Annotated in this window: 11 protein-coding genes; 7 read left to right on the top strand and 4 right to left on the bottom strand. The window is 41.7% G+C overall.

What is annotated here, in order from left to right:
- The first annotated feature begins 99 nt into the window (after positions 1 to 99).
- From ABFV72_RS03275 to tsf, 7 genes are all read left to right on the top strand, one after another.
- Positions 100 to 969, top strand: a complete 870-nt coding sequence (locus tag ABFV72_RS03275; RefSeq protein WP_347162426.1) for a substrate-binding periplasmic protein — start codon at positions 100 to 102, stop codon at positions 967 to 969.
- A 12-nt stretch (positions 970 to 981) separates the two neighbouring features.
- On the top strand, positions 982 to 3,162 hold the full coding sequence (locus ABFV72_RS03270) for an ATP-binding protein (RefSeq protein WP_347162425.1): 2,181 nt from the start codon (positions 982 to 984) through the stop codon (positions 3,160 to 3,162).
- Positions 3,163 to 3,223: 61 nt separating this feature from the next.
- The gene (locus ABFV72_RS03265) at positions 3,224 to 3,586 is read left to right on the top strand and encodes a response regulator (protein WP_057758425.1); all 363 of its coding nucleotides are present in this window, start codon (positions 3,224 to 3,226) and stop codon (positions 3,584 to 3,586) included.
- Between the two features lie 30 nt (positions 3,587 to 3,616).
- Complete coding sequence (locus ABFV72_RS03260) at positions 3,617 to 4,066, top strand: chemotaxis protein CheX (RefSeq protein ID WP_057758427.1); 450 nt, start codon at positions 3,617 to 3,619, stop codon at positions 4,064 to 4,066.
- Between the two features lie 35 nt (positions 4,067 to 4,101).
- The gene (locus ABFV72_RS03255; RefSeq protein WP_057758429.1) at positions 4,102 to 4,551 is read left to right on the top strand and encodes a chemotaxis protein CheX; all 450 of its coding nucleotides are present in this window, start codon (positions 4,102 to 4,104) and stop codon (positions 4,549 to 4,551) included.
- A 463-nt stretch (positions 4,552 to 5,014) separates the two neighbouring features.
- Positions 5,015 to 5,806 (top strand): 30S ribosomal protein S2, encoded by a 792-nt coding sequence (rpsB, locus tag ABFV72_RS03250; RefSeq protein WP_347162424.1) that lies wholly within the window; start codon positions 5,015 to 5,017, stop codon positions 5,804 to 5,806.
- 359 nt (positions 5,807 to 6,165) lie between these two features.
- On the top strand, positions 6,166 to 7,047 hold the full coding sequence (gene tsf, locus ABFV72_RS03245; protein WP_114701165.1) for a translation elongation factor Ts: 882 nt from the start codon (positions 6,166 to 6,168) through the stop codon (positions 7,045 to 7,047).
- Positions 7,048 to 7,218: 171 nt separating this feature from the next.
- Here the strand turns inward: tsf and ABFV72_RS03240 are convergent, their stop codons facing one another.
- The 4 genes from ABFV72_RS03240 to hflX all read right to left on the bottom strand — a co-directional run bounded on the left by ABFV72_RS03240 (position 7,219) and on the right by hflX (position 11,455).
- Positions 7,219 to 8,025 carry a lytic transglycosylase domain-containing protein gene (locus ABFV72_RS03240; RefSeq protein WP_347162423.1) on the bottom strand — a complete coding sequence of 269 codons (807 nt, stop codon included), beginning with the start codon at positions 8,023 to 8,025 and terminating at the stop codon, positions 7,219 to 7,221.
- Positions 8,026 to 8,510: 485 nt separating this feature from the next.
- On the bottom strand, positions 8,511 to 9,200 hold the full coding sequence (locus tag ABFV72_RS03235) for an LrgB family protein (RefSeq protein ID WP_102094604.1): 690 nt from the start codon (positions 9,198 to 9,200) through the stop codon (positions 8,511 to 8,513).
- A 16-nt stretch (positions 9,201 to 9,216) separates the two neighbouring features.
- Positions 9,217 to 9,651: a CidA/LrgA family protein gene (locus ABFV72_RS03230; protein ID WP_160021507.1), complete on the bottom strand. Its 435-nt coding sequence runs from the start codon at positions 9,649 to 9,651 to the stop codon at positions 9,217 to 9,219.
- A 376-nt stretch (positions 9,652 to 10,027) separates the two neighbouring features.
- Positions 10,028 to 11,455 carry a ribosome rescue GTPase HflX gene (gene hflX, locus ABFV72_RS03225; protein ID WP_347162422.1) on the bottom strand — a complete coding sequence of 476 codons (1,428 nt, stop codon included), beginning with the start codon at positions 11,453 to 11,455 and terminating at the stop codon, positions 10,028 to 10,030.
- Positions 11,456 to 11,743 lie beyond the last annotated feature (288 nt).

Below are 11,743 nucleotides of genomic sequence, written 5' to 3'. Positions count from 1 at the left end.
CGTAACTTTCTGTAAGTGAATATGTATAGACATTGCTTAACCTTGCTAGATTGTCAATTAATTAAAATGTAATACAACGTTAGGTTTCAAGGATAGATTATGAAGCAGTTATATCGAGCGTTACCGATTTTATTGAGTGTTGGCCTATTTGGCTGTGGTAATTCTGCTACTCAAGAAAGTGCAAGCGCACCAGTAAAGGAAAACACAGATAGCTTTGTGAGTAAGCTACCTGATACAGCGCCGACCATAAAGGTGGCTACAACAGGTACGATGCCACCGTTTTCGTTTCAAGATGACTATGGCAATATGCAAGGTATTGATATTGATTCAATTCGTGCTATCGGTGAAGAACAAGGTTTCAAAGTCGAGTTCTACAAGGAGACTTGGCAGAACATGTTTGACACAGTAGAGTCTGGTGGTCGTGATCTAGCCATCTCAGGCATCTCTTATAAAGATGACCGAGCTGTAAAATATGGTCTTTCTGCTCCTTATTTCTTTAACCCATCATCAATTATGTACAAAAACACTGACTTGAAAATCAATCGTATAGATGATTTGCAAGGCATGCATGTTGCAGCGATGGAAGGCTCAAAGCAAGAAGATCAGCTCAGAGCGATGGGTAAATATAGCGAACTGACGACTCGAAGCACTGCTTATTTATTATTTGAAGATTTGATGCAGGACAAAGTCGATGTCATTTTGCACGACTTACCGATTCTACAGTTCACAGCGAAAAACCATCCTGAGTATGACGTGACTATCGTCGCTTATGAGGGCGAAGATAACCCTTCAGCACAGCAAGTTATCTTGATGGCAAAAGGCAATAAAGACCTCATTAGTAAAGTGGATGAAGGTATTGCAAAGCTCAAACAAAAAGGAACGTTTAAAGAGATTGAGAATCGTTGGTTGGGCGCAGCAGAGACTGCTGAAAAAAGTGATTCTGATACTAATACTAAGCAAGTGAACTAAGGAATTCTGAAGATGGCAACCGTACCTAATGTCGACAATAAGCGCTATCAAGGTCTGATTATTTCAATTGCACTATTTTTATCTCTAATTGGTGCTTTGCTAGCGTTCACGTTTTATACCTCAAACTTATTAGAAAGAAACACCGCTTTAATTGACCAAACCAACCAAGTTGCAAACAGTGCACAGGCGGTAATTAAAGATCTTTTCGACTTGGACAGCAGTTATGGTGAGGATACTAAGTCTCCACACATACAACGAGTGCTAAGTCGTTTAGAGCAGAATACTGCGCTAATTACCAGCTCTATCGCTGCCATTGAGCAAGGCGGTACGATCACAGATGTAGAAGGTAATAGCTACGATTTACCAAAAATTGATAGCAATGCACAAACCAATATTGCTGCTGCCAACGAGCAGTGGAAAACACTAGAGCCCAAAATTCAAGCATACTTAAAAAATGCTGACAACGTCATGGTGCCTTCTGCTGATGAATTGACTCAAGCAGTTGAGCAGGCTAAGACATCAAGTTTGTTTATTAACGACTCTTTGGATAATCTAACCAAAGACGTATTTAATAGTGCAGAGCGTCAAGCAACGACCATTCGTCTTATTCAGGTGCTTGGTGTTGCCGCTATCTTTACCTACTTCCTAATTTTCGTATTCTTCTTTGTACGTCGTCTACGTGAGACGGATGCTGAAGCACTTGCCGCTCGCCAAGAAACGCAAGAAATTATGGAAACAGTAAACACGGGTCTTTTCCTACTTGATAAAGACTTGAATATTGGTCAACAGCATTCTCGCGCGCTGAATAATATTATCGGCTCTGATCGCTTGGCAGGGGAAAACTTTACCAATGTCTTGCGCGGTCGTATCTCTGATAAAGACCTCAAGACCACCCAGCAATTCATTGAACAGCTCTATAACCCTCGCGTTAAAGAAAAACTGGTAGATTCACTTAACCCGCTAAACAAGGTCATGTTGCATAACTTGTCTGAAGACAAGAGTCTTGATAATCGCTTCTTAGATTTTAAATTCTCACGTGTTTATGACAATAAAGACATTGCTCGTATCTTGGTCAACGTAAATGATGTATCAGATGCAGTCTACTTAGAACAGCGCCTAGAAAAAGAGCGTTCGCAAAACGATATGCAGATTGAGATGTTAACGACTATCTTGAATGTAAATCCAAAGATTATTAATGAGTTTATTGGTAATACCCAAGCTCATATCGAGAAGATGAATAATATCTTAAAAAATCCTGGTAGCTCACAATATGAGCTTGAAGGCAAATTAAAAGCTATTTATCGTGAAATGCATAGCTTAAAAGGTGAGGCATCAGCACTAAAACTACATAGCTTTACGAAGATTGCTTCTGATGCTGAAGACAAGTTGCATGCATTACAAAACCAAGGTCAGTTGTCTGGTAATGATTTCTTACCATTGGCGGTACATTTGGATGATTTGCTTAGCTTATCGAACACGATTGCGACGTTGGGTGAGCGTATCAACCGCTCAGCACCGACAGCAGCTAAGTCGTCAACCGTACAAGCACCAGTCGCTACTCAAAATCCAGTAGCAGACCATACAGCTGGCAATGCTGACTTCGATGGTGGGCTAGATATCGACTTAAACAATGAAGCAGATGACGATTTATTGTCTTTTTACAATGAATTCACAAAAGAGATTGCTGCAAGACAAGGCAAGCTAGTACAGCTAAAAAGTACGACGCTGACCCAAACCAGCATTCCAGCGCATCTTGCAAAACCAATCAAAGAAATCAGTATTCAGTTGCTGCGTAATGCAGTGGTACATGGTATCGAGTCGCCAAGTGTGCGTCATGCTACTGGCAAACCTGACGTTGGGACCATAGATTTGGAAGTGCAAGACAACGGTTCAAACTTTATGCTAGTTGTGCAAGACGACGGACAAGGTATCAACTATGACAACATTCGTAATAAACTGATTCAAGAAGGTCGTTTCGGTACGGAAGAGGCAAATCAGCTTAGCAAAGGTGACTTGCTTAAGCAGCTGTTCTCTTCTGGATTCTCTACCAAAGAGCACGCAGATGAAGACGGTGGTCGCGGTGTCGGACTTGATATCATCAAAGCGAAAGTAAAAGAGTATGATGGCAAGCTTAACGTAAATAGCGAGCTGGGTCAGATGACACGGTTTGTCATTACTTTACCTAAAGCTTAATCAAAATAGTAATTATATTGTCAGGGACGACAAGCACTTCATTAAAGGTAGTAGATAAGTTATGCATAAGTTAATGATTGTTGATGATTCAAATATTATTAGAAACCGTATTCAGCGCGCATACGATTCAGGAAAGTTCATGTTGGTTGCGACAGCGACTAGCGGTGTTCAAGCCATCGAAAAGTTCAATGTCCATCGTCCTGATGTGATCACCATGGACCTAACCATGCCACAAATGGATGGACTAGAATGTATTGAAAAAATCATCGCGATTGATCCTGAAGTACGCATTTTAGTGGTATCAGCGTTATCGGACAAAGCCACTGGTATTGAAGCATTGTCACTAGGTGCTAGCGGATTTTTGTGCAAGCCTTTTTCGGAAGAGGAGCTTGTAGAGTCTTTGTATGAGCTGATGCAAGACTAATACCATTCATCGACCAAAGCAGATGTCATTATGAAAGAGCAAAAGCTACAGATTTTTTTAAGTATTATTAGTAATTATTTTGACCAGTTTGGTGGAGAAGAGCTTATTGCCGATACCCCTTACTTACTAGAAAACAAACAGCCAAAAGTCCATGATTATACGGGCGTGATTGGTATATCTGGTGGCCAAAAAGGCGTGGTGTATTTTTCGGCGACGCGTGACTTGCTGTCTTCAATCTTAGACAGCATGGGCGAGACCGATAAAAGTGAAGAGAACTATGTAGATCTGGCTGGGGAAGTGGCCAATACAATTGCAGGCAATGCACGCAAAGAGTTTGGTTCAGAGTTTCATATCTCTGTACCATTTGTGTTCAAAGGTGCGCCGCAAAGTATTGTGTTGCCGAACGATGAGCGTTCTTTTATCATCCCCATCACTTGGCATTCTCAAGTAGGCGAGATTGTGGTTTGTTTGCAAGATTAATGCTGCCACGTAATACAGATGGATATTAATATATTATGGTTAAAGTAGAAAAATTGGGTGTGTTTCTAAGCTCGATCAATGCGTTTTTTGCGCAAATCGATGGCTCAGAAGTGTCAATTGATACCCCTTACTTGAACAACAACAAAAGCGCGATTGGCTTTGATTATAGCGGTGTTATTAAGATATCAGGCCCTTTGGAAGGCTGCGTCTATGTCAGTGCACCAAGCGTGATGTTGCGAGAAGTCATCAAAGTGATGGGCGAGCCTGACTCTTCAATCACGATGATGAAAGATTTGTTAGGTGAAATGGCCAATACAATCTCAGGTAACGCTCGTACAGAGTTTGGTTCAGAGTTTATTATCTCGCCGCCGCACATTGTAGAGAGTGCGCCAAGCGTATCTTATTTGCCTAAAGACCGTCAAAGCTATATCACACCATTTACGTGGCGTGGTTACAAGGCGGTCATTGGTATTTGCATTGCATAAATTATAGTCAATCCTCTATAAACGAGTGATAACTATAAAAGAGCGACAGCATTAACCTTGCTTAAAAATAGCCATTAAAAATATAATCATAAAAAAAGCGATACAAATGTGTCGCTTTTTCTGTTTTATTATCGCCATAGTTTGTTTTTATCTTATTGATACGCTACAAACAAACTGCTGGAGATTCTGAGACGTTATGTGATAAGATACAGCGCAGCTATTTTTTATAATTCACTTTATAGTTTAGATTTGGGCATTTGCTTCAATCTAGCGATAGCTTCTTTTTTTAAACCAACCAATGACACACACATCATGGCAAAAAATTGCTGGGTGTTTGGCGACTTGATTAATTTGTAATCTGTTAGTGCTTTACTAATGAAAACTAACCGGTAGCAGATGCGTGTCGCTAAATAGGCTGTTTTTGTGATGTGGAGGCATAACCCAACCAATAGGATATATTCTCATGGCTACAAAGAATCCAACCAAAATCGAAATGCGCGACTTACTACAAGCAGGCGCTCACTTTGGTCACCAAACACGTTTTTGGAACCCGAAAATGGGTCCATACATCTTTGGTGCACGTAACAAAATCCATATCATCAACTTAGAGCACACCGTAAAAGCGTTCAACGAAGCGTTGACTTACGTAAATGGCCTAGCTGCTAAGAAAAACAAAGTATTATTTGTTGGTACTAAACGCGCTGCAAGCGGTATCGTACGTGAGCAAGCAGCTCGCGCTGGTATGCCATACGTTGACCATCGCTGGTTAGGTGGTATGTTGACTAACTGGAAAACACTACGCCAGTCAATCAACCGTCTAAAAGAGCTAGAAAAGCAAGCAGAAGACGGTACTTTCGCTAAGCTAACTAAGCGTGAAGCGCTAGAGCGTACTCGCGATATGGAAAAACTTGAGCGTTCACTAGGTGGTATCAAAGACATGGGCGGCCTACCTGACGCTATCTTCGTAGTAGACGTAGATCACGAAGCTATCGCTATCAAAGAAGCCAAAAACTTGGGTATCCCAGTTATCGGTATCGTTGATACTAACTCTAGCCCAGACAACGTTGACTACATCATCCCAGCTAACGATGATGCTATCCGTGCTGTGACTTTGTACGTAACTTCTATGGCTGATGCTATCATCGCTGGTAAAGAATACGCACAAACTCAAGCTGGTGGTAAAGCTGAGCAAGCACCTACTGCAACTGAAGAAGCGCCAGCTACAGAAGAAGCTGCTGCAACTCCAGCAGAATAAGTAGCTGACTTAAAAAGTTTAACTTTGTAAGGATGCCTTGATAGTGTATCTATCAGCATCCATATAATGTTTTGAACAGCGTATAAGCTCATAATAGGCATGATGTAGTTTTACTCGTCATGCCTTGTTATTGAATAAAGCCTTATTAATAATGCCATTCGTAGAGCGAGCAGCTATTGAGCGAGTATTATCGCTCCTACTGGTCATATCGCTATATTGTACAGATGTTATTTGTTTGACATCATCTATGGCTATATTAGTAATCGTTCAAAACGAGCTGTCTGCTAGATTTTAAGTAATACTAAGATATCGAATAGAAATACAGCACTCCTATACATAACTATACTAAGGTGACTCTTATGACAGAAGTAAAAGTATCTGCCAAAATGGTAAAAGAACTGCGTGACCGTACTGGTCTTGGCATGATGGAATGTAAAAAAGCGTTAGAAGAATCAAACGGTGATGTTGAAGTTGCCATTGATAACCTACGTAAATCTGGTCAAGCTAAAGCAGCTAAAAAAGCGGGTAACATCGCAGCTGACGGCGCTATCATCATCGCTCAAGGCGAGAACAAAGCATTCTTGTTAGAAGTTAACTGCCAGACTGACTTCGTTGCAAAAGATGACAGCTTCACTGCATTTGCAGAAAAAGTTGCTAACCTTGCACTAGAAAACAACGTAACTGACGTTGCTGCTATCTCTGAATTGTCTTATGGCGAAGGTCAGACTGTTGAAGAAGCACGTGTATCTCTAGTACAGAAAATCGGTGAAAACATCCAGATTCGCCGCGTTGAAACACTTGAAGGTGCTAACATCGCTGCATACCGTCATGGTCTACGTATCGGTGTAGTTGTATCTTATGAAGGTGGCGACGCTGACACTGGTAAAAACCTTGCTATGCATATCGCTGCATTCAACCCTGTTGCTGTAGATGACGAAGATGTTGCTGCCGACGTATTGGCACGCGAAAAAGACATCATCGAAGCAAAAGCTCGTGAGTCTGGCAAGCCTGACAACATCGTTGAAAAAATGATTGAAGGTGGCCTACGTAAGTACCTAGACGAAGTAACTTTACTACGTCAGCCATACGTTATGGACAACGACAAGAAAGTTGGCGAAGTCCTAAAAGCTGAAGGCGTAAAAGTACTTGGCTTCAAACGTCTAGAAGTTGGTGAAGGCATCGAGAAGAAGCAAGAAGACTTCGCTGCTGAAGTTGCTGCAACTCAGGCGGCTAACAAGTAATTATCAAATAGTGTTGGATCAGGCTGTGAGTCCTTATTTGTGGCTCACAGTTTGGCTTTATTACTCTTAATGTATCAAGATATAAAGCATCACGATATAAAGCATCCAAACACAAAAAAGCCCATTAATTCGTTAATGGGCTTTTTTATGTCTGACTTTTAGATAATTGGTTTAGCGTAAAGCCGCATAGGCTGAGTTGGCATAGCTGGCACTATTCACATTGCTGCTGGTGCCGTAACTGACATTTTGTAAGCCACTACTTGTACTGGTGCTACTGGTTTGATTGTTAGCACTGATACTCGCACCAAACAGTCCGGTATCGTTTTTATACAGGCTATGATAACGGCTCATCACTCTTTGAACATAGTTACGTGTTTCTTTGAATGGAGGGATGCCACCGTATTTATCGACATTGCCTTCACCCGCATTGTAGCCTGCGACAGCATGTTCGACGTTATTGTTGAAGCGGCGCATAAGCCATGCGATATATTTGGCTGATCCTTCGATATTATCTGCAGGGTTCCAAGGATTGCTAACATTGAAGCGGCGCGCAGTCGCTGGCATCAACTGCATAAGCCCTTGTGCGCCTACTGGTGAGCGTGCGTTTGGATTGAAAGCGGATTCAGTATGCATCATCGCTTTCATTAGGGCAGGGTCAACACCATTGCGCTCAGCGGACGCACGAATATAGCTGTCGTAAGAGTTGCGACTTCCGCTATTGCTAGCGGCGCTGCTACCATAGCTATCGCTACTTCCGTCATACATCTTAGAGTCTTTATAATAAGTTACTTTTACTTTTTTCGTAAACTTATCAAAATTTCCACTAGGATTGACGTTGGTCAACAGTACTTGTCCACCTTTGTCTTTGTAGATATACATGTTGCCTGCATTTGCAGCGACAGAAAAGGTCGAAAGAGCAATGGCACTTAGCAAAAGGGGAGATAAGCAGCGAGTCATCAAAGTAGCCGTATTTATCATAGTAAAATCACTTTTTATCGAATAACAGCAAATTATTTTGCCTACATATGCGTTGATTTAGGCGCTTAAGCGGTTACTGATTTTGCAGAATTATTTAGCCCACTGTGAGGACAGCAGCTTAGCAATTATCACTTTCAATAAGGAACCACTTGCAATAGATACAAAAAATAATAGTTGCTTACTATAACATATAATAACTTTTTGACGCATCAGATTGACAAACTAAGTTGTAAAATCAGATTTCTATTATTAAATAACCTTAGATAAATCAATATACTAACTTTTCTAAGTGACTTAATGAGCCATTTGTAGTAGGTTTTTTCATTTATGAATTCAGATAAATAAAGTGTCTCAATTTTTTAAGAAATAATAATGACATTTGAATAGTCGAGGTAATTTTCAATCTGAAATTAACAGTAGATAAGCCTATTAATGGTTAGGTTTTTAAAAATATAAGAATAGTTTAGGTAGACTTTTAGTGATGACTAGATACCGATAGCACTGATAAAGATAGGTACCCAAACTGCAGTAACCAACCCATTCACTGCCAAGCCAAATGCGGCATAACGTCCTGCTGTATGACTGATCTGCCATGCCTCTACAGTACCAAACGCATGAGCTGCTAAACCTAGCGCTAGACCTTTGGCACGGTCATCATTGATACCGCGGAACAAAAAGCGAGCGACCGTACCACCTATCAATCCTGAGACGATGATAATTAGGTTAGCCATTGCCAATGGTGCTTTGATTAAATCTGCGACACTCAGGCCAATCGGCGTTGTAACAGAGCGGGTAGCGAAGGCCAATAGGGTCTCATGGCTGAGCGAAAATAAGTAAGCTAATGACATAGGCAGTAATGCGCCAACGACGCTAGCGATAGCGACAATTAAGGTGAGTTTTTTAACTGGTAAGCCTTTGAAATTCATCGCCGCCAATGGTACAGCCAGAAGTACTGTCACATATCCCAACAGATGGTCAAATACAGGTTTTGCCGCGCTGTAATAGTTGTTGTAATCCCACTGCAGTAAAAATAGGAAAACAAGTACTAGGACAAGTGCGGTAATGACCATCGGTAACCATGATAATTTACGTGCCAATACACGTGCAATTACGTGTGCTGCTAATGTCAATAATATTGCAGCTAGGGTTGCCATAAATACGCTGTCAAAAGTCATAATATCTCTCCGCAGCTCACGGCTGTCCCTTTTGCTCAGTGGTAGTCGTACTATCAGTGTTTGCAGCATGGTTAAGCCAACGATTGGCCAATAATGCCAGTCCCCACAGTGGTATGAGCGTACTAACGATCATCGTTATCATCACACCCAATAGCTCATCTCCTAGAGCAAATAGCAACAAGCCTGCACCAGCAGAAACTGGTAAGAAGGCAAAACCACTATCGACTAGTAAAGTATTACTGGCCTGTGTGAGCCAGCTCGGCAACCCTTTAAGCAGTCGCCACGCCATCAAAATAACAAACATCGCAACCAAACCGACAATATTGGCCGCTTTTTCGATGCCTGCCATTTGACAGAGAACAACCGCCGTTTCTCGAACAACGATAACCATGGTCAACGTTAGAATTAACGCAAGCCATAGTGGAAGATGGGGAGAGTGAGCAGACTTCATAAGCAATTCTGGCCAAGTCAGATATAAATGGATGGTGTACCAAACAAAGTATATGATGGCACCAAGAACACAACGTAGAAAATGATGCTATAAATACTGATAGTAGCAATAATTCACTTTTAAAATATTAACGCTATCTATCAATATTTGTTGAATGTACAACAGGCGATTATATAGAGAGTAAGGCAACTAATAAAGCCTATGCACCGTGACTGGTCATATCCAAAAAAAATAGACGATATCACTGGATATCGTCTATTCTATTTTAACGTACTATATAAGGGTCTGTGGGCTAACAGTATGAATCAAACGTTTATTCAGTTACTGCCGCAAATGACTCACTTTCATAATAGTTCTTATTTTATAGGAACAACTATTATTTTTCTGAATCAGCTGTTTCTGTGTGTAATGCATCAAAATCGTCAAACGCTTTTTCCTCAGCCTCTGTCATGGTTGGCTCTTCAACGTCATCAACCTTTTCAAACTCTTCAAGTACCGGCATCAGTAGTGTTGCTTGTGCCAGCGGTAATACATCGATAGGTTTTAAGTTGGCTTGACCGAGTAGCTGTCTTAGACGGTCACTTGGCAAGCGAATCGTCAGACATTCACGACCCGTATCGTCGTAACTTTCTTCTTCAATAACACCCAGTTCATATAAGGTGTTTTTGAATTGTCCAGCATCATACGGCAAGGTCAAATCAAACGTTGTCAATTTACCTGTCAGCAGTTGCTGTACGGCAAGCGTTAGCTCCTCCATACCGAGGTTCTGTCTAGAAGACACATAGACGCGGTTTGGCTGACCTTCGCTAGCATAGCCGATATGTGCAGGTTCATCAGTCAAATCAATCTTGTTGTAGACATTGAGCACAGGTACGTCGTTATCGATTTCTGCCAATACTTCTTTGACCGCCTGAATCTGCTCGTGCATGTCCTCGCTAGAGGAGTCAATGACGTGCAATAACAAGTCGGCTTCTAGAGTTTCCTCTAAGGTCGCATGAAAAGACTCAACCAGCTCATGCGGCAGATGACGGACGAAACCAACCGTATCAACCAAGACGACACGACCAACTCCCTGCCAGTCCAGACGGCGTAGAGTAGGGTCTAGCGTCGCAAATAGTTTGTCAGCAGCGTAGATATTTTCATCGACCAAACGGTTGAACAAAGTAGATTTGCCCGCATTGGTATAGCCGACCAGTGAGATGGTCGGTACATCAGATTTCTGTCTACGGGCGCGACCTTGCGCACGGGTCTGACGGACTTTTTCTAGTTTGCTCTTTAGCTGATTGACGCGAGTCTGTAGTAGACGGCGATCGGTCTCAAGCTGAGTCTCACCCGGTCCACGCAGACCAATACCACCTTTTTGACGTTCCAAATGCGTCCAACCACGTACCAGACGCGTTGATAGATGGTTAAGCTGAGCCAGCTCTACTTGCAGTTTCCCTTCATAAGTACGGGCACGCTGCGCAAAAATATCCAAAATTAAACCAGTACGATCCAACACGCGGCACTTCACTAGCGCTTCGATATTACGCTCTTGTGATGGCGACAGGCTATGGTTAAACAGTACGATATCTGCTTCGTGTTCGCGCACTAGTTCTGCGATTTCTTCTGCTTTTCCGCTACCAACGAAGTATTTGGCATCAGGGCGTGAGCGTGATCCAGTGACTAGTGCCAAACGATCGGCACCTGCTGAATCAGCCAACAGCTCAAATTCACTAAGATCATCAGGATCTTGGATTTGGCGGATGTCTAAATGTACTAAAATGGCGCGTTCGCCACCTTCATGTCTTTCAAAATAATCCAAAGAGTATCACCTATGTAATAAAGTAAATGTCTCGCTATAACCAGCTCAATAAGCTTTGATGTAGCGTTCATATGATTATCTATATATGGTCTTATCACTTGATATTAAAGCGTATTAGCATAATTAGCGATGATTTTATGTTACAGCGTTTGCTGCGGATAATTTTTTATAAATCTGCTTTATTGCCCGTTTGTATAAAAGTCAGCACTCACTGAGTGAACAAGCTATCACTGAGTGTGCTAACTTTGTTATACTGGGCTCGTTTTTTGACTATTAAACACCCGTTAT

The sequence above is a fragment of the Psychrobacter proteolyticus genome (genome assembly GCF_039762275.1).
GTDB lineage: Bacteria > Pseudomonadota > Gammaproteobacteria > Pseudomonadales > Moraxellaceae > Psychrobacter > Psychrobacter proteolyticus_C.
Note: the sequence above shows the minus strand (reverse complement) of the source record. Positions and strands in the feature narration are given on the sequence as shown.